The sequence below is a fragment of the Paenibacillus sp. J22R232 genome (genome assembly GCF_056269165.1).
In genome coordinates this window covers 110440-130239 of record NZ_JBWDNK010000004.1, presented here as the reverse complement: position 1 = coordinate 130239, position 19800 = coordinate 110440, and the positions used below count along the sequence as shown (strand labels likewise).

At 48.6% G+C, this 19800-nt stretch carries 15 protein-coding genes; 6 read left to right on the top strand and 9 right to left on the bottom strand.

Going from position 1 to position 19800, the window contains the following annotated elements; genetic code table 11:
* Nucleotides 1–102 precede the first annotated feature (102 nt).
* The 4 genes from rlmN to AC0YN3_RS14410 form a co-directional block, all read right to left on the bottom strand.
* Nucleotides 103–1179: a dual-specificity RNA methyltransferase RlmN gene (gene rlmN / locus AC0YN3_RS14425; RefSeq protein ID WP_475775730.1), complete on the bottom strand. Its 1077-nt coding sequence runs from the start codon at nt 1177–1179 to the stop codon at nt 103–105.
* 143 nt (nt 1180–1322) lie between these two features.
* The gene (locus AC0YN3_RS14420) at nt 1323–2441 is read right to left on the bottom strand and encodes a response regulator (protein ID WP_475775729.1); all 1119 of its coding nucleotides are present in this window, start codon (nt 2439–2441) and stop codon (nt 1323–1325) included.
* On the bottom strand, nt 2419–5472 hold the full coding sequence (locus AC0YN3_RS14415; RefSeq protein ID WP_475775728.1) for a hybrid sensor histidine kinase/response regulator: 3054 nt from the start codon (nt 5470–5472) through the stop codon (nt 2419–2421). Before AC0YN3_RS14415 ends, AC0YN3_RS14420 begins: the two co-directional genes overlap by 23 nt.
* Before the next feature lie 266 nt (nt 5473–5738).
* On the bottom strand, nt 5739–6917 hold the full coding sequence (locus AC0YN3_RS14410) for an MFS transporter (RefSeq protein ID WP_475775727.1): 1179 nt from the start codon (nt 6915–6917) through the stop codon (nt 5739–5741).
* Between the two features lie 315 nt (nt 6918–7232).
* Here AC0YN3_RS14410 and AC0YN3_RS14405 point away from each other — a divergent pair, with 315 nt between their 5' ends.
* From AC0YN3_RS14405 to AC0YN3_RS14395, 3 genes are all read left to right on the top strand, one after another.
* On the top strand, nt 7233–8291 hold the full coding sequence (locus AC0YN3_RS14405; protein WP_475775726.1) for a phosphatidylglycerol lysyltransferase domain-containing protein: 1059 nt from the start codon (nt 7233–7235) through the stop codon (nt 8289–8291).
* 146 nt (nt 8292–8437) lie between these two features.
* On the top strand, nt 8438–9670 hold the full coding sequence (gene pepT / locus AC0YN3_RS14400) for a peptidase T (RefSeq protein WP_475775725.1): 1233 nt from the start codon (nt 8438–8440) through the stop codon (nt 9668–9670).
* Between the two features lie 157 nt (nt 9671–9827).
* Nucleotides 9828–11018 (top strand): MFS transporter, encoded by a 1191-nt coding sequence (locus AC0YN3_RS14395; protein WP_475775724.1) that lies wholly within the window; start codon nt 9828–9830, stop codon nt 11016–11018.
* An 81-nt stretch (nt 11019–11099) separates the two neighbouring features.
* Here the strand turns inward: AC0YN3_RS14395 and AC0YN3_RS14390 are convergent, their stop codons facing one another.
* The gene (locus tag AC0YN3_RS14390) at nt 11100–11441 is read right to left on the bottom strand and encodes a zinc ribbon domain-containing protein YjdM (protein ID WP_475775723.1); all 342 of its coding nucleotides are present in this window, start codon (nt 11439–11441) and stop codon (nt 11100–11102) included.
* Nucleotides 11442–11563: 122 nt separating this feature from the next.
* A complete protein-coding gene (locus AC0YN3_RS14385) occupies nt 11564–11998 on the bottom strand; it encodes an Lrp/AsnC family transcriptional regulator (RefSeq protein WP_475775722.1) in 435 nt (144 codons plus the stop codon).
* A gap of 156 nt (nt 11999–12154) precedes the next feature.
* On the opposite strand from AC0YN3_RS14385, the gene AC0YN3_RS14380 reads away from it, so the two are divergent.
* From AC0YN3_RS14380 to AC0YN3_RS14370, 3 genes are all read left to right on the top strand, one after another.
* The gene (locus AC0YN3_RS14380) at nt 12155–12619 is read left to right on the top strand and encodes a VOC family protein (protein ID WP_475775721.1); all 465 of its coding nucleotides are present in this window, start codon (nt 12155–12157) and stop codon (nt 12617–12619) included.
* An 86-nt stretch (nt 12620–12705) separates the two neighbouring features.
* Complete coding sequence (locus tag AC0YN3_RS14375; RefSeq protein WP_475775720.1) at nt 12706–13167, top strand: MarR family winged helix-turn-helix transcriptional regulator; 462 nt, start codon at nt 12706–12708, stop codon at nt 13165–13167.
* Between the two features lie 59 nt (nt 13168–13226).
* On the top strand, nt 13227–14513 hold the full coding sequence (locus AC0YN3_RS14370; RefSeq protein ID WP_475775719.1) for an MFS transporter: 1287 nt from the start codon (nt 13227–13229) through the stop codon (nt 14511–14513).
* 86 nt (nt 14514–14599) lie between these two features.
* On the opposite strand, the gene AC0YN3_RS14365 is transcribed toward AC0YN3_RS14370, so the two are convergent.
* From AC0YN3_RS14365 to AC0YN3_RS14355, 3 genes are all read right to left on the bottom strand, one after another.
* Nucleotides 14600–15514 carry an NAD(P)/FAD-dependent oxidoreductase gene (locus AC0YN3_RS14365; RefSeq protein ID WP_475775718.1) on the bottom strand — a complete coding sequence of 305 codons (915 nt, stop codon included), beginning with the start codon at nt 15512–15514 and terminating at the stop codon, nt 14600–14602.
* A gap of 236 nt (nt 15515–15750) precedes the next feature.
* The gene (locus tag AC0YN3_RS14360; RefSeq protein WP_475775717.1) at nt 15751–17457 is read right to left on the bottom strand and encodes an S-layer homology domain-containing protein; all 1707 of its coding nucleotides are present in this window, start codon (nt 17455–17457) and stop codon (nt 15751–15753) included.
* Nucleotides 17458–17498: 41 nt separating this feature from the next.
* Nucleotides 17499–19712: a hemoblobin-interacting domain-containing protein gene (locus AC0YN3_RS14355; protein ID WP_475775716.1), complete on the bottom strand. Its 2214-nt coding sequence runs from the start codon at nt 19710–19712 to the stop codon at nt 17499–17501.
* Between the last annotated feature and the right edge of the window lie 88 nt (nt 19713–19800).

Here is a 19800-nt window from a genome sequence, read left to right as displayed (position 1 = left end):
AAATTCATCTTAACAGATAAAGGATGGAAGCAGAAGACTGTCACGTTAACGCAAAAAAGAACATTCCCTGTGACGGAAATGCCCTCTGCAAACGGCAGTTGTCTAGCCAAGCTGAAGCTCTTTGGTTTTTTTGATTTGCTTGCTTCTAAGCTGTCCGCAGGCCGCATCGATATCGGTACCGTGCTCCAGACGGACGCTGACGCTAACCCCTTGCTTCTTCAACGTGTCATAGAAGGCGCGGATGGTCTCTCTATCCGAACGCTGATACTGGCTATGCTCGTCGACCGGGTTATATGGGATGAGATTCACATTCGCCAAGCTTCGGCGATTGCCGATCAGCTCCGCCAGCTCGAGCGCATGCTCCCTCTGATCATTCACATCCTTGAGCAATATATACTCCAGCGTAATTCTGCGGTTCGTCTTCTCCAAATAATAATCGATGGACTCCATCAGCTTCTCGATTGGAATCGCTTTGTTAATCTTCATAATCCGTGTCCGCAGCTCATTGTTAGGCGCATGAAGGGAAACGGCAAGGTTAACCTGCAGATCGGAATCGGCGAACTCCACGATTTTGCCTGCAAGACCGCTTGTAGATACAGTAATGTGCCTAGCTGCGATAGCGAGTCCCTTCTGACTCTTGATGACGCCGATAAAGTCTGTCATGTTCGTGAAGTTGTCGAATGGCTCGCCGATACCCATCACAACGACATGGCTCACATGCTCATCCTGCTGCATCCGATCCAGGTGAAGCTGGGCCTGCACGATTTGCTCAACAATCTCAGCGCTGGACAGGTCGCGGCTCTTCGCCAGCAGACCGCTTGCGCAGAAGCTGCAGCCGATGTTGCAGCCTACCTGAGTCGTTACGCATACCGACAAACCGAATTTATGGCGCATCAATACCGTCTCGATCAGATTCCCGTCATGCAGCTTGAATAAAAACTTGTTCGTTCCGTCCGCCGATTCCTGCCGCGTATGCTCCGTAAGGGTCAGAAGAACAAAGTGCTCAGAGAGCAGCTTGATGCATTCCTCCTTGACGTCAATCATATCGCCGAAAGCCGTAACCCGTTTCCTGTACAGCCATTCCCATACCTGCGTTGCCCGGAATTTCGTATAGCCATGCTCCTTAAAAAAGTCCGTCAGCTGCTCAAAAGTTAACCCATATATGGATGGTTTGTTCATGTATAATCCTCTTTTCAAAACTGCAAGATCCAGTCTATTCCCGCCTATATAACCGAAGCGCGTATTCTGCTTATTATTGTCCCAAAATTGGCTCGCGAAAACAAGGGGGCTGTCGCGTCAATTAACGAATATATTCGCTCCGCTCAGCGGCGCCTGCGGCCTATGCCAGCTCCAAGCTCATTTCCGATTATATTCAACCGCTGTTCATCCACCTTCCGCGCAGCAGCTCTGTTCCCTTCCTGACGGAAGTGTTGAATCAAGTGATCATAATTGTTCAAGCCATAGGGGTCCAGCTCGATCAGCTTGCGAAGCAGCTGCTCCTTCATGGAAGAAGGCGTCTCCGCCACCAGCTGCTCCAAGCGCAGCACCGTGCTTGTGCGAAGCTGGTGCCGTTTTGCCTCCGCCCAGCTGTAATGCTCCATCTCGAGAAAATCTCCTCGATATAGGAGCAGCAGATCAGCCGCGTCATAGCGGCCGGAATGATCCGCCAGCATATTTTCCAAATCAGTCACATCGCTTGCCATCTCTGCCGAAGTCAGCCAATACCGCTCATCTCCAAAAGCTACAGCTTCTATAAATCCCGCTTTCTTGAGGGTGGTCCTGAGGTTGTACAGCGTCGTATGGAATAAGGTTTGCGCGCGTTCCACGTCCAGGTCCGGCCATAGATCATTGAGAATATAATAGCGATAAACCGGAGCCCCGGCAAAGCTCCATAGATAAGCAAACAGCTCTTTTGTTTTTTTCGTTCTCCAGGTTACGAGCGTCCCATCAGCCTGATAGAGCTCTAAGCTGCCCATTGCCTTGAGATGAAGGGAATGGCTCGCACTAGAAAGCGAAGCGGCCTCCCCGTTTGGCACGATTCCAGCAGGTACGGAATTACCCATTCGGCGAATCGCTTTGGCCTGCATGTTCATATAGCGGTACACGGTGCTTGCCAGCTTGTCCTTTACGACTGGCTTCAGCAAATAACCGATTGCATTTGTTTCGAACGCTTCAATGGCATATTCATGGAATGCCGTGACGAAAATGATCTCGCTGTCCGGAGATTCGGCAAAGAACAGCTCAGCCGCAGCAAGCCCATTCATCCCGGGCATCTCAATATCCAGGAAAATAAGATCCGGCCTTAATGCGGCGGCTTGCGCAATCGCCTCCGCCACCTGGCTGAATTTGCCGGCTACGGTTACGCCTCCGATCTCCTCCAGCAGAATCTCCAAAACCTCTAACGCCATTTCCTCATCATCAACCATAATTGCGCTTAGCATCAAATCCCTCCGGTATATGCAGCTTAACTTGCGTCCCTTGACCCGGCAAGCTGTGCAGATCCATCTTAACGCCATAGAGCATTTGCATGCGACGGTTAACGTTGCCGATACCGACACCGCCAGCTTCGCCATTGTCCAGCTTGCGCAGCGTGGATTCATCCATCCCGGCACCATCATCCGCTACAGTAATATCTACCCCTTCGCTGCTCCCGCAAATCGTAATGTGTATGCTGCCGCCTTCCGGCTTCGGGCCAATGCCGTGGCGAACCGCATTCTCTACGATCGGCTGAAGGGAAAGCGGCGGAAGCATGCAGTTTACGCCATCCTCCAAGTGGTAATGAACCTGCAGCCGATTGCCAAAGCGAAGCTGCTCAATCGCGAGATAAGCTTCAACCAGCTCGAGTTCTTTTTTAAGCTCAATCAGCTCACCTTGGAACACGAACGTAAATTTCGCCCGCAAATAGGTGGTCAGATGATAGATCATTTCCCTAAGCTTATCCACGTTCTTATAACTGAGCCCGACCAATGCATTCAAGCTGTTATATAGAAAATGCGGCGTAATCTGAGCATGCAGGAAATCCAGTTCCCGGCGTATGGCCTCCTCCGAGGAACTCTTCATAGCAAGCAGCGATTTCATGCGCGCCTTCAGCTCCATAAGCTCAAACGGTTTCTGAAGAATATCATTCGCTCCGGCAGCGAAGGACGCCATGACATCGCCTGTCTGGCCCGAGGCGGTCAACATGAGCACAGGAAGCTCGGATAAGCCGTGCAGCTTCCGTATCTCCCTGCAAACCTCGAGGCCGGATATGCCTGGCATCATAATGTCGAGCAGCACGAGGTCCGGCTTAACCGATTGCTGCAGCGCCAAAAGCGCTTCTTCTCCGCTCTGTACAGCGGTATAGGCATACGGCATGGATTCAACTGCGTCCATCAATATTTTCAGATTAGACGGCTCATCGTCGACGATTAGGATATGGAAGGAACCTTTAAGCTCGCTTGCCGCCGCATGCGATACCGGAGCATAGCTGCGAACGAGCTCGCCGCCTGCTGCTTCGGACACATCATTCGCCTCTGCCGTTGCGAGCGGGATGGTGAAGGTGAACCGGGAACCTACGCCTACCTCCGATTCCACTTCGAGCACGCCTCCTTGCAGCTCCGCCAGCTGCTTAGAGATGCTAAGTCCAAGTCCGATGCCGCTGCGCGCATCCATATCTTCATGCTCGTACTGCATAAAGGGCTGAAAGAGCTGCTGCAGCGCTTCCGTCGGAATGCCTCTTCCCGTATCGGAAACAGAGACGGCAAGCATACCCGATCTCTTCTCCGCCGAGATCGTTACCGTACCCTTGATCGTATACTTCAAGCCGTTCTCCAATAAGTTATGCAGAATCTGCCTCAGCCTGTTCTCGTCTGCGAGCACCATAGGCAATGATTTCGGTAAATCATTAACGATTCTCACCTCGTTATTAAGCGAGGAGATCGATAGCGTCTCCATGACAAAGCGAACCGACATATGAAGACTGACGGAGGTCCTATGAATAGAAAGCTGCCCATGCCGAATTTGATTCATATCCAGAATATCATGCACCAGCCCCGCAAGCCTGCGTCCTAATAAGTGCATGAGCATAATATTCTCGCGATGCTCCAGCTTAAGCGGCTTTTCCTCATTATCAAGCAGCGATTGCGATAAATTAATAATGCCATGCAAAGGCGTTCGCAGCTCATGCGAGGTTTTGGCCAAAAATTCATCCTTCTGCCGATCATAAACAATGAGCTGCTCGGCAAGCCTTTCGCTCCTCTGGAAACCTTCCTGCATCCGGTTTGAGATGAGAAACGCCTGCGAGAATACGAGGAGCAACGGCGTAACGATCAAATAATAGGGATTATCGAGCGCCAGCTCATAGCGAAGCTGCGCATAAATCCAGCTTACGATGAGAAAAAAGACCCCAATCAGAATCGTAAAGCTTCCTTGATCGCCCCTGCTTCTACTGCGGAATATGGCGTAGAAAACAGATATAAAGGTAACGAGCTGCAATATGACGGCAATAAAGAAAATACTCCGCAAATAAGTGTTCGGTACAATCATAAACAACAGGAAATAAATAAACGAACAGCGCCGCAGCCATCGAAAAACGATGTTGTCCCGCTCTCCTAAATAACTGTAGGCATATTGCGCGAAGAAAATAAAAGAGAAAAAAGAAAATAAAAAGATCAGCTTCTGCAACCAAAGAAATGAAAGGCCCGGAATAACCAGGATGGCTAATATTTCATTATCAATGCTGAAAAACAAGCCCGTTGCCAGGCAAAAAAAACTGAAATACATCAAATGCTTCTCTTTCCGCCACTGTCTGAACATGCCCAAGTAATACAACCCGAAAACGAGCAGCATGGTGACGACAATCATATCCGCCAGCCTCGAGTGGTCCCGCCGGTTCGATATATCTTCGTCTAATCCGAATTCCGGCGCCTGAACCAAGCCGCCAGCCAAATATTTAAAGCTCGCTACCTGAATGAATATATCGACGGTCTGCCCGTTGGAATAAGCCGTACCTATAAAGGGAATGTTGCTCGAAATAAACGCATCAGGCGAAAGCGACGTTCTCCCCGTGCCTCCGAGATCGCTGTCATTCATGAAAATATGGCTCGACATTCGCATCTTCTTGCCGCGAAGGCTGTAAATATCCGATTCGCTTACATAAATCTTCAAATGGTAGGTACCTGCACCGAAACCCTTTTTGTTCGAAAAGCCCTCCATCTCCCGCCAGCCTCCGGGAACAAGTGCCGGAATGGCCTGAATATCCGGCTTCAAGCTGGGCAAATCCTCCGGCGTAAGCAGCTTTCCTTCATAGAAGTCCCACTCGCCCCGCAGCGGTACGAACCCCTGTTCAGCGAAATTCCACTCTCTAGCATCCAGCACCCCGTTCTTCGCCTGCGGATAATTCACGGAGGGCTGAACCCACTGCATGATGAAAATGAATGTCACCGCAAAAAACATTCCAATGATACCAAGCAAAACTGCCATTTGTTTGTTCATTTCATTAGTCCTTCGCCTCTGTCTTTTCACTATTATGAATATACCATATTTCGGCTCTAGCAGACGCTTTCAACCTATGTGCAAACCGCGCAAAAAAGTGCCGTTTCCCAAACGCATCCTTGAATATATCAGCTCTAGCCTGGCATATAATCGGGCAAAAAAAACCTTCAGTACCACTTTTATTGTGGGACTGAAGGTTTTCACGCATTTTATTAGATTTGCCCGCTCCTGGTTTACCTGAGATAGACAGCTTTAACGCCACTTTTCTACTCTACAACCTTCTTGGACGCAAACAAAAAATAAATAAAAAACAAGCTGCAAATAACGGAAAGGAAACCAAAACCTCCGAAAATATCGAGCTTCGAAGAGAAATAACCGAAACCTAAGCCAGTTAGCGTTAGCAGCACGTTCTCCCCAAAGGATTGAAACGAGCCCATTGTGGCTCGCATCGACGAATCGATTCGGTGATGCAGATAACCAGCCGCAAGCGGTTCAATTACACCGGCAGCCGTACAAATCACGACGATTGCAATCAAGCTGCTGTAATGCTGAGTCATCGATATATAAAAGAATCCGAGCGTGAGAACCGCGGTTATGCCTAGGAGCAAGGCTCGATAGCTGATCCAATGCTTTAGTTTATAGGCAAGCATATTGCCCGGCAGCCTGAGCAGGAATATGGCGGCAGAAAAGACTCCGAAATACAGAACCGGAATATCTAATCGCTCCAGATAGATCTGCCAAAATTCATCGATGAAATTAATAGCGGCTCCCATAACCATTCCCGATAGCATGACTAAGCTGAGCCCCTTGTTCCTTCTGAAAAACCGGATGGAAACGAGGAGATACTGCTTGAAAGGCATGGAGCCCTCATCTGCTCTACCGCCGACCCGAGCGGGTTCGGCCAATAACAGCGTGACCGCTAGCGATACGGCCATGGCACATAGGGAAATCCAATAATTCAGCTCCAATCCGAATTGGCTCGCTAAGAAACTGCCGCTCAGTGCGGCAAGGATGACCGCTACCAGGCCCCATGCGTTTAATCGGCCTACTACTTTCTCGAACTGCGACTCTTTTGCTTCTATTGCCAAGGAATCATACAGCAATGCATCCTCTGCCCCGCTGCTGGCGGAATGGCCGATTGCAGCTATAAACACGACCAATGCAAAGTGCCAGAACGCGGTCGCGAACACGAGCAGCAGAAATTCAAGGCAACCAAGCAGCGCAGCGCATGTAAGCAGCTTCTTCCTACCCCATCTGTCTGCCAAAATGCCGGAGGGCACCTCGAATAACACAATCGTGAACGCAAAAATAATTTCAGTGTACACAACCATTTGTATGGTCATGCCCCGCTCTTCCCAGAACAGTCTTTCAATCACATAAGCGGGAATCAAATGGTTACAAAAACGAATGACGAACAGCTTCCGGACGTTCGGTATATGGCCCATGATGACGGCTCCTCTCCTTTTGAATGCAAATTGCGCAATCAAATAAAGCGGAGGAGCTCGTGGTCGATAGGCAGCAGCGGATTAACAGGGAGGTCTTGCGGTTCTCATAGCTATATCCCCTTAAAATCAATTTTTAGGGCTTTATATGCTAATTATTGTTCATATTATACCCTCTAGCCCCGACCGAATGCGAAATTTCTTTAACGCAGCGCCCGCGGATATCCTCTTTTCTCTTTAATCAAGGGTCGTTCACGCCGATAAACATAATATGCGACACGATTCGACATATTCATTGCTTACTTGGAGGATTTTCAAATGATCGATAACCTTTCCGAAAAACGCTTGAAGGACTTATTAAAAACCTGCGGTCACCAATCGCATTCACATTTATATTACCTTTGCGACAAAGAATGGCTATGGGATTCCCGGTATGAGGCACTTCTCGTTTACCGTTCTATCGGAAATCGCAGAATTGTGCTGGGAGACCCGATTGGCACGCCAGCCGCTGTCGAACGGCTTATTGCGCAGTTTATCGAGGACTGCGCTCAGAACAAGCGTGTCCCTGTTTTTTATCAAACCAAAGCGACATATCTTTCTTTATATAAACGCCTAGGCATGCTCAGCTCCAAGATTGGAGAAGAGGCTCAGGTTGATCTGACCGGTTTCAGCCTAAAGGGAAAGCAATGGCTCAAGCTGCGCAACCGCATGAATAAGTCGCAGCGCAGCGGCTTTACGTTTCAAGTTATGCAGCCCCCTTATTCGGACGCGCTGCTGAACCGGCTTGAAGCGATTTCGGATGAATGGCTCGCCAATCGGCAGGAAAAGGGGTTCTCCGTCGGCTCCTTCTCGCAAGGCTATGTCAGCCAGTTCCCAATTGCCGTACTGATTGGCCCTAGCGGGCAGTATGAAGCCTTTGTTTCCATCGCCGGCGGGCAACCTCAGCACGCAAGAAAAAAAGAGGAACCGCTCCCCGGCCGTATCACCATTGATCTGATGCGCTATACGAAAGCATGCCCGCATGGGACGATGGACGTGCTGTTCGCGTCATTGTTTCTATGGGGCCAAGAGCAAGGCTATTCAGTATGTAGCCTCGGAATGGCTCCGCTTGCTAATTCAAATCCTTTCCCGGCAGCTGGTCTGCTGTACCGCTACGGAAGCAAAATGTACAACTTCAAAGGGCTTTATGAATATAAGAACAAATTCGCTCCCATGTGGAAGGATGTTTATTTCGTCTATCCTTCCGGCACCTTGCCCCTAAACCTGGTACTGCTCTCGCTGATTATTCATAGGCCTAAAGCCCAAAAGCATACGCAAAAGCATATTGCCGTAGCTCAGGTATCTGAAAAAGTATCCACATTCAAAAAACGTGCATAACCCGCTCGTATGACACGACGGATCCCACCTATTAGACCTTGTGTATCCAGCATTAATCAAACGCGGGACGGCATCATTTGGGATGCCGTCTCTTTTGTATTATAATTTTCTACATAATCAAATGTATGGGAGATGTTGAACAGACCATGAAAACGGAGATCATAAACCGCTTTATTGCTTACGCACGAACAGAAACCCAATCCGATGAGAGCAGCACTTCATGCCCCTCGACGCCTGGCCAGCTAGTGCTTGCCCGTAAGCTTGTGGAAGAGCTGGCAAGCATCGGCATGGAGGATATCACGCTGGATGAGAATGGTTATGTCATGGCCACGCTGCCCGCGAACACGGACAAGCAAATTCCCACGGTGGGTTTCCTTGCCCATGTCGATACGGCCACCGATTTCACGGGTACGAACGTAAAGCCGCAAATTGTAGAGCCATATGACGGGAATGATATCATCCTCAATCAGGAGCTAGGCATCGCGCTGTCTCCTAAGGACTTTCCTGAGCTCTCCGGCTATAAGGGCCATACCTTGATCACCACCGATGGAACGACGCTGCTGGGGGCAGACGATAAAGCCGGCATTGCCGAGATTATGACAGCTATGGCTTACCTCCTTCAGCATCCTGAAATCAAGCACGGCAGAATCCGGGTCGCTTTTACGCCCGATGAGGAAATCGGCAGGGGTCCGCACCGCTTTGACGTGGCGGCCTTTGACGCTGTTTATGCCTATACGATGGATGGCGGCCCATTAGGAGAACTGCAATACGAAAGCTTCAATGCCGCAGGCGCTCACATTACGGTCAAAGGTAAAAACGTCCACCCCGGCACTGCTAAAGACAAGATGATTAATTCCGCGAAGATCGCCATGGAGCTGCAAGGCATGCTCCCAGCCGAAGAAGCACCCGAACACACGGCAGGTTATGAAGGCTTTTTCCATCTTGCCTCCATCGAAGGCGACGTTGAGGAAACGCAGCTCCGCTATTTGATACGCGACCATGATCGCAAACGGTTTGGCGAGCGGAAAGCACAAATGACCCAAATCATGGAGGGACTGCAAGCCCGCTATGGCAAGGATCGCATCGTACTGGAAATTAAAGACCAATATTTCAATATGCGGGAGAAAATCGAACCGGTCATAGAGATTGTTGAAATCGCAAAACTGGCGATGGAGAATCTCGGCATCAAGCCGATTATCGAACCGATTCGCGGCGGCACAGACGGCTCCCAGCTGTCCTATATGGGACTGCCCACGCCCAACATCTTCACAGGCGGGGAAAACTACCACGGCCGGTTTGAATACGTGTCAGCAGACAATATGGTGAAGGCCGTGCATACCATTATTGAGATCATTAAGCTTTATGAGCAAAAGGCATAACGTCGTTCGCTGCTTCCGCTGCACGAAGGGCAGCCAGATAGAAATAGCTTGATTACGCGAACAGAAAACGAAATAATAGGTAACAGGTCTTTTAGGCTTGTTGCCTATTATTTTATGTAAGCTTTCACGAGCACTCAGAAAGGTTGACAACGACATCATGGAACTAGCAGAACGCTTGGCCAAAAAACAAACAGTCAAGGAACCATTCCCCATTTCTATTCTATCCCTTACCGTCGGCGCCTTCGCCATTGGAATGACCGAGTTCGTCATTATGGGACTGCTCCCCAACGTGGCGCAGGATTTAGGCGTGAGCATATCTGCCGCTGGGCAGCTCATTACGATGTATGCGCTCGGCGTAGCCGTCGGTGCCCCCATATTAACGATTCTTACCCACCGTATTCCGCAAAAAAAGCTATTATTGCTTCTAATGGTGTTATTTATTGTTGGCAATGCAGTATCCGTAATCGCCCCGAGCTATGCCGTTCTAATGGGAGCGAGAATGTTAACCGCTTTGACGCACGGTACTTTCTTCGGCGTCGGCGCCGTTATCGCGTCTAACCTCGTACGCCCCGACAAACGTGCCGGCGCCGTGTCCATTATGATGGCCGGGCTCACGATTGCGAATATCATCGGCGTACCGCTTGGTACCTTTATCGGTCAAAATATGGGGTGGCGAGCCTCTTTCGGTGCCATCGCCATCATGGGCATACTGGCGTTGATTGGCATCCTAATCTTTATTCCGAAGCTAAAGCCCGAGAAGCCCGCAAGCATTGTCCAACAAATCAGCGCGCTCTCAAGCCCAAAGCTGCTGCTATTCCTATTGATCGCGGCGCTTGGCAATGCCGGCTTATTCGCCGTGTTCACCTACATTGCGCCGCTGCTTGTGGAGGTGTCCGGCTTCGCGGAGCACAGCGTAACATGGATTCTTGTCCTGTTCGGCTGCGGCGTAACGATCGGCAACATCGTCGGCGGCAAGCTGGCGGACTGGAAGCTGCTTCCCTCTATTCTCGGACTGTATTTGGCGATATGCCTCATTCTAGCGCTGCTTACCTTCACCATCCACAGCCCGATTGCGGCTGTTCTGACCATCTTCTTCTGGGGAGCGGCGTCCTTTGCCGTGATGCCGGGGCTTCAGGTCCGTATTATGAGCCTAGCAAAGGCAGCGCCGGCGCTTGCTTCTACCTCCAGCCATTCAGCAGGCAATTTAGGCAATGCAGCAGGCGCTTTTATCGGCGGCTTTGTCATCACGCATATGTCCATAACGGCGCTGCCATGGGTAGGCGCACTGCTTGTGGGAGCCGCGCTTATGCTGGGAATCGCCTGCTATATCTCCGAGCGCAGAGCGTAAACTACAAAAAGAGGCGATCCCGGTAGTAACGGCCGGGATCACCTCTTTTCACATACATAAGCTGATAAACAGCCTTCCTCATTACGCCTTTTTAACAAACTCCGATTTCAGCTTCATTGCTCCGAAACCGTCAATTTTACAATCGATATCATGGTCACCGTCCACTAAGCGTATATTTCTGACCTTGGTTCCGATCTTCAATACGGATGAGCTTCCCTTGACTTTCAAATCCTTAATGACCGTCACCGTATCGCCGTCAGTTAAAATATTGCCGTTCGCGTCTTTTACGATTTTTTGGTCATCGCTTGCCGCAATGTCGGGGGAAAGCGTCCATTCATGGCCGCATTCTGGACAAATAAGCATATCTCCGTCCTCATAGGTGTATTCGGATTGGCATTTCGGACATTTCGGCAATTCCGCCATCGTATAAGTTCCCCATTCATTTTCTATTGTGGATCGTGTTGCAGTGCCGCAATCGCGCACTTAAAATTCTTTTACAAGTATAGGGGATTTCCGTAATGGATGCCACTAATGTACGATGCCGGCTAAAGCAAAATTCGGTTTTCCATTATATTTTTCATGCTGATCAGCGTCTTGGAAGGACCCATCCGGACTAGTAAGTCTTGAAACGCAGCTATTTCCTCAACGGAAGAGGTTTGAACTTGAATCAGATAATTATACTCGCCGCTGATGCGGTGCAGGTCGGTTACCTCCTTAGCTGCTGCGCAGAAATCAACGAGCTCCTGGCAATGCTCCGTCTTGACCATGATGAACGATGTGGTTCCCCGGTCTAGATGACGTAAATTAAAGGTGGCCGTATAGCCGGTAATAATATTTTTATCCTCCAGCTTCATTATTCGCTCCTTCACCGAAGGCTGTGACATCGCAATCTGTTTGCTTATTTGCGAGACCGAAATCCGTCCTTGGTCCTGAAGCAGCTGCATAATCTTTTTATCAATTTCGTCTAGATGCGAATCCATAACAGCCCGCCTTTCATCCTGAATTTATAATAAGCTTTTATCGCCGAAATAACTTCTTTATTTAATATAAATTTCATTATAACCTTTTGTTTATTATGTGATTTAATTATTTCTCTTACTATAATAGATAGACACTACGCTAAGGGAGAGATTCGATTGAGCATAAAAGGACTCGCGCACATTGCCATACAAGCCAAGGATTATCAGGCTACAATCGCTTTTTATACACAGGCTTTAGGATTTAAAGTCGGCCATCATTGGAGCTTGCCCGCATTTCAGATCAAAGAGGCTTCGATGCTTATCTCGCCTGACCTCAAAACATGCATCGAAATTTTTGATAACGAGGCCGTCATTCCTGCTCAAGGTAAAAAAGCCGCTTCAGACGAGGAAGTCGCTCATGGGGCGCTGCTTCATGTTGCATTTTATGTGGAGAATGTAGACAACCTATATGAGAAGGCGATCACTCACGGAGCGACCTCATATGTAGAACCAGGACTGCTCACCCTTGGAGAGCCCCCTCTAACCATCAAAAACGCTGTCGTTCAAAGCCCCAACGGCGAGGTTATTGAGTTTTTGGAAGAGGTTAATTTTGATACCAGAGACGCTCGCAAAAACAATTGACAGCCGACCTAAAATGAATTATCTTTGTTGTACATACAAAATAAAGATTGCAAATCCCGCATTAGTCCTTAAGGAGGGTCTCACACATGACAAATGAACGGAATGAATCTGCCGAGCGAGATCCTATCCCTGACGAATCGTTTCTGCACACCTGCTTATACTTCACTGCCAATCGGTTAAGCCGCGCAATCACCCGAATGGCAGATGATGCTTTTGCTACGACTGGGCTCACGCCAGCCTACGGTTATTTGATCCGACTCGTTATCGGCAAGCCCGGCATTACGCAGAAGGAGCTCTCCGAGAAGCTCCATATTACGCCTTCTACTCTTACGCGCTTCATTGATAAGCTCGAGGGAAAGCAGCTTGTCGAGCGCAAGGTTCAGGGAAAGACGGTCCTCGTCTACCCAACGCCCAAAGGAGCCGAGATGGAACAGTCGCTGCGCCAAGCCTCCAAACAGCTCAAAGCCAATTATGAAGCATTGCTCGGCAAAGAGCTTGCCGAACAATTGACGCGTGACGTGGAAGCAGGCAGCGCTTTACTGGAATAAGTAAAGTGCTTGCCCCCATATATTTGTATGTACAAACAAAATATAAAGGATGGATAGGCATGAGTAAAACCAAATTGAAGGGCGAACTTAAAGTGAAGTCCCGCTTCTACTATGGCTGGATTATCGTATTGCTAACCTTCGCTACATTGCTCGTATCCGCGGGAATTCGCTCGCTGCCAAGCATTCTGCTCGTTCCCTTTCAGGATGAATTCGGGTGGAGCCGAGGCGGAATTTCCAGCGTCATCTCTATTGGTATCTTATTATACGGGCTTGTAGGCCCTTTCTCTGCTGCCCTGCTGCTGCGCTTCGGAATCCGCAAGGTCGTTATTAGCGCGTTAGTCGTGCTGGCTGGCAGCCTTGCCGCTACTCCCTTCATCAGCTCCCTCTGGCAGTTCGAGCTGCTATGGGGGGTTGTATCCGGGCTTGCGACGGGCATGATGGCTAACGTGCTCGGCGTAACGGTCAGCAATATGTGGTTCGTGAAGCGAAAAGGCTTGATCATCGGCTTGTTAACGGCGAGCGCCGCGACCGGGCAGCTGTTGTTTCTGCCGCTGTTCGCCAAGGTCACCGCCGATTGGGGCTGGAGATATGCCGTTTATGCCGCCGTTGCCGGCGTTCTGATAGTACTGGTGGCCGTAACGATCTGGATGCGCAACCATCCCTATGATGTGGGAGCAGCGCCTTACGGCTCGGATGAAATCGTCGAGCCTGCCGTCTTCAAAGGCAATCTATTCCTGACTCCTTTGCAGAATTTGCGGTTCGCCATGAAGAATGCCACCTTCTGGCTGCTTGCCGGTACCTTCTTTTTCTGCGGGTTCTCAACAAATGGCCTAATCGGCACGCATCTGATTGCGGCATGCGGCGACCATGGCATGCTGGAAGTTACAGCCGCTGGTCTACTCGCCATGATGGGGCTATTCGATTTGTTCGGCACTACGATTTCCGGTTGGCTATCCGACCGGTTCGACAGCCGCTGGCTGCTCTTCTGGTATTACGGCTTACGCGGACTATCCCTGTTGTTCCTGCCCTATGCGCTTGACGCAACGCCTGCCATGCTTGTCGTTTTCTCCGTATTCTATGGTCTCGACTGGATTGCCACCGTACCGCCAACCGCCAAGCTTGCGGGCGAGACATTCGGCAAAGAGAAATCTGGCATGATCTTCGGTTGGATCGTGGTTGCCCACCAGATCGGCGCATCAACCGCGGCATATGGAGCCGGCGTCATGCGTGATTGGTTCGGCAGCTACTCGCAAGCCTTTGTCATCGCCGGCTTCGTCTGCTTCTTCGCCGCGTTAATGGCCGTGCGGATTAGAAAAAACAACGCAGAGAAGCTCCAAGCTGCATGAATAACGCGTACATGGCGCAAATAAAACACTCGGAACCGAATCATTCCGAGTGTTTTTGCCTTGTTTTATTGAAACGAAACGTTCATTTACTTCTTGCTGTTCCATGCCTCTGCAAGCAATTCCCCGTTAATACCCGCACCAGCAAGCGCCCCCATGGAAGCTGCCGCAATGGCCTGATACATTTGGGTTGCCGCGTCGCCTGCGCTATAGACACCCGCTATATTCGTTTTGCCAAAAGCATCGACAATCACGGTTCCAGCGTCTGTCACCATGCATCCCAATGCTTGTGGCAAGTCTGACCCCGCAGCAAGATTCGGAGCAAAGAAAATACCTTTGCACGGAATGGCCGTTCCATCCTTCAATACAACCCGCTCCACCATACCTTCGTTTGATTCAATACGTTCGATCGGCGAGCTATAGGTTGGAACGTTATGATGAATAAGCTCTGCACGCTCTTCATCGGTCCATTCATCGGGACCATCCGTACAAATCGTAAATTGACTGGTCCACCCGGTCAGCATCATAGCCAAGTGCAGCGCTCTAGCTCCCTTCACGATCAGAACCAATGGCTGGTCTCTTAATTCCCATCCGTCGCAATAAGGACAGACAAACGCGCTTTTGCCGTACGCTTCTGCCAATCCTTTCACATCTACGGGCAGATCCTTCATGCCAACGGCAAATAGCAGCTTTTTGGCTCGATAGACCGTTCCCTTCGCAGTAGTCACTTCAAACGCCCCATCTTCCCCTGTCACGGAAAATGCCGAATCCTCTACAAATTGCACGCCAGGATAAGCGCTAATCTGCTCCTTCGCAATACGGCGGAATTCGCTAGGGCTAATGCCGTCACGGGTTAAGAAGCCATGTGTCTCGCGGGTAACCCGGTTTCGTGGACGGCCTTCGTCAATCACGATTACTTTTTTTCTCGCCCTGCCCAGCACGAGCGCTGCATTCAATCCCGCTGGTCCACCGCCAATAATGGCTACATCCATATTATTCTCCATTCAAATCACCTTCCTAGATCCTTAATGTCTATAATTAGAGCACAAGAAGCTAATCGCTTCCCGCTTCAAGCGTATGGGTTAGAACAGGATGCGGAAACAAGCACTGCTTTATTGCATGTTGGAGTCCGTCAATAAAAAGATATTATAGACTCTTAATATCCATTATAGTAAATGAGAGCTTATATTTCAAGCATAAAAAAAGCCAAGCCCTACTGGGCTTGGCGGCTTACAACTGTCTAATTCATAAATTTCGCATACTGCATCAAGCGTTTAAGCATAACTACGGCTTGTGCACGCGTAGCCTTAGCGGAAGGAACAAACGTTTCCTCCGTCATGCCCGTAATAATGTTGGCGTCAACCGCTTGTGCGACAGCGGATTGCGCCCAACTGCTGATGGATGCCTGATCCTTGAATACAGCTAATGTACCATCCGATTCACCCGCAGCGTTCGTAGTTACACCCGATGCAGTAATCGCTCTTGCGATCATAACAGCCATTTGCTCGCGAGTAATGGTGTCATTAGGTTTAAAGCTGTTGTCACTGAAACCATCCACAAGCTTCGCTTTCACGGCTGAGCCAATCGCGCCCGCAAACCAGTCACTTGATTTAACGTCGGTGAAATTCGCTGCGGCTGCATCTAGCGATAGCCCTAAGGAGCGAACGAGCAATGCCGCGAACTCTGCCCTTGTAATTTGTTTATTAGGAGCAAAGCCGTTGTCCGCTACGCCATTGACCACCAGTTTGGATGCCAGCAGCTCGATATCTGATTTGGCCCAATGCGTACTTACGTCATTAAACGATTTTGTTGAGGAAAGTACGGCGTATATACTGTTGCCGTTGCGTTTAAACGTTACTTTCGTAGAGCCGTCGGCTTGCTTCTCAAACAAAGCCGGAACGAATGAGAACTTTCCAGATTGAGGATCATAAAGGACTACTGTCGTGCGCGCTCCATCCACTGCATTTGTTAATACAATGCTTCGCTCCACGTAAATGGAACCGAATTGATTAAGCTCAATCGTCTTACCGTTTCCTGTTGCAGTTACCGTAAACGTAATTGCTTTACTAAGTTGGGTTGCGGATATATCGAGTGCGCTTTTCTTGATTTGAGCATCCAGATCGGCAGCAGCTGCCGAAATGGTTACTTGGATGCTTATATCTTTGGTCGCGGCGCCCAGGCTTTGCGCGATTGCGGCAAAATCAATAATGCTTAGCGGCAATGAATACTCCCCATCATTCGTTTGCAGCGAGATAATGGTATTCGGAGCGCCGGCTGCGGCTGCAGCCAATACGGCGGATGATAGGTTAAATTGGACCGTCTCACCAGCAGGATTATTGTATGCGATAAAAACAATTGGCGCATCTCCGCGGTTGTCTTGCTTTGCCGCTTTAGCAAGGGCGTCCGCCAATGCCTCTTCATTTTGCTTTACGACCGTCACTGCATTTCCTGTGGCATCCTTAGAAGGGACAGCCTCATTCTTGCTCGTATCCACCGTTACGGGATCCGCGTTCGATTTGGGCGGCGTTACGGGCTTGCCGGCCGCTCCAGGCGTCCCTATCGTTCCGATAGGCGCACCGCCACCTGAGCCTCCACCGCCTGTGCTTGAAGGCTTAACGATGAAATCCAATGTTGCTACTTGTTCGGCTTGTCCAGCGACAACCTTATAGGTACCCGCCGCTTCTCTGCTTGCCAAAGTAAAGGAGCTGGAGAACTTCCCTTCGCTTACCGGGGCAATCGTGTAGTACACGACGCTGTTTCCCGGCCGCAATACTTTAATGATAACCTCATCGAGAGTAGACGTACCTTTTATAACCACATTTCCGCTTTGCTCAACAGGCTCTATTGCGTTTATCGTAACCGCTGCAGTGCTTGCGAAAGCCGTGACGGGTACAAACATGAAACAAAGCATCATGACCAGCATCATATTAAGCTGTCGTAGTTTCACTTTTATATTCCTCACCTTCATATTAATTCCTTAATTGATTATTATTCCGGACTATTATTATTGTTGTCACTCAAAAGCAGAGCTTGATCGAATTCGCTTTGCGTTTTCACGCTAGCCAGATTCAAACCCACATCGGTCGGGTCATTGCTATATTTGCTAACAATATACGCTTTGACGGTGTAGTTAGGATTTGTCGCTGCATCGCTCACATTGAAATTCGCCGAATATGTGCCTGTTCCCACTTTCAGATCAGCGGCAACGATGCTAACAGGCGTTGTTCCATTAAACAGCTGGAATACAACCGTTTGATTGCCTCTTTGATTGGTATTGTTATTACTATCGCGCGAGAATGGATTTGAATTATTGCTTTGATTAGCATGATCGCGTGCGAGCACATTAATCTTCGCAGTAATGCCATTGTCCGGAGTCACGACCGGCGCTGTCATGTAAAATAGTTCGGTGGATTTCATTGCATAGCCCTCAATATACTTACTGCTGTATCCGTTCGCATGGATATAGATTTCATAGCTATAGCCTTCTAGAAAAACGCCTTTCTGAATTGTAAGCTTTCCATTCGTCAGTGTGTATTCAGAGCTTGTAAGTTCTCTAGTAATTTCATTGTAATCATCATACACTTCGATGCTTGTTACTTGGTCTCGCCAGCTTGCATTATCTTCGAATAGAAATTCACTTACTGTATTACTTAGCAATGAACCTCTGAAATCCGGCGTGTTATATGCAATTTTTTCGTTAACCTCATTGTTTTTCCGATAGCCATACTCGTCTCCGACAATGTTTGCCTCTACCTTAACCTGAATCGCACCCGCTTTGATCGCATCGTGGAAAATAATCTTTATCTCGCCACCTTGCAGCGAAACAATATCGTTAGGGTCGAGATCTACAAAGGTAACGCCTTGATCCGAAGAGATTTGAATCGACTCTTTAAGATGTGATCCCATTTCGTCTATTGTTAAATCCATTAGATTTTCACTATAGTTATTGAATTGCAAAGTTAAGAGGCGGCCATCATGAGAGAGATATCTGCTATTTAAGTACATATTTGTCAGGTCATTTACATTAATCCAATTGGTACTAATGCTGGAATGATCGAACTTGTTTCCACTCATATCGCTAATTTGGTTTACTCCATTAAATTGGAAATAGCTATAGTACCCCGGTGGCAATGACACAAAATGGAGATTAATGGTATTGCCCGTTACGGTTACGTCAACATCATCAGCAAGGCCAGAGTAATACCCGATTGCACTGTTATACATTTGCGTGTTCTGTTTGAAAGTTGCAATAGCAGCTGTATCCATTTGAATATCCTCATCAAAATGCAGGGCCAAATCTTTAAGACCATTAGAGAAATAATATTTCAAAAATTGAGGAGGCGTTGAATCTGCTGGATTAGGATCTTCTACGCCCGCGTTTGCCTTCATATAAGAAGTCGTTCTTGTATCAGTCTGTACATTGCCATCAGCATCTCTTAGAGCATCACCTGAAATGATAATTTGGTTGGATTCTCCTTTAATCGCTTCCGCCAAATGAATATGCAGCTTTCCAGAAACAAGCGTTGCCGTATCCTGCCCTGTTAACGGGATCAGTTTTCTTTGGGGATCCCTTGAGATTTGAATATATTGTTTGAGATAGCTTTCATTCTCAGTATTATCGAAGACTTCTTCGTTAAAAGTAATCACGATATCATGATTATCGGCGCTAACTTCAGCGCTCTGTATGACTGGCGGGCTTACTTGAAGATTCATCTCTTCGTTTAGGTTTCCAGCCTCGTCCCTTATCGTACCCGCTGCAATCTTAATGACCGTATTAGCCCCTGCAATAATTTTCATATTTTGACCATAATCTAAATACATCTGATTCCCATTATCTAAGTAGGCTTCACTCTCTTGCATCTGGAAAGGTGTGAAATTTACGCCATCACTCGATATGCTGATGTTATTTTTCAAAAATGCCGTAGTCGCCTCATAACTGGAATTCTCCGCCACATTAATAGTAAAGTTCTCATCAAAGTTTAAATACACTTCATTTCCATACGAGGATCTCGCCCCAACAAAAGCGGGAGCTGTCGTATCCGGCACTGTAAGCGGCACAAAGCTAACCTCTCCTCCAGCCGGTGCCGCATAACCTCCTACGGGTGCTGCGCTTAGAACCGCTGCCGCTGTCAATGTAACAGCCATCCATTGCGAAACCTTTCTTTTCATTTGCGTCTTGCCTTTGTTGTTTCTTTTAATCATCTGAATTTTCCACTCCCACTTCAATAATTTAACCTACTAAAGTCTAGTGTATATGAGACCAATGACGGGGAAATGACAAACCTCGACA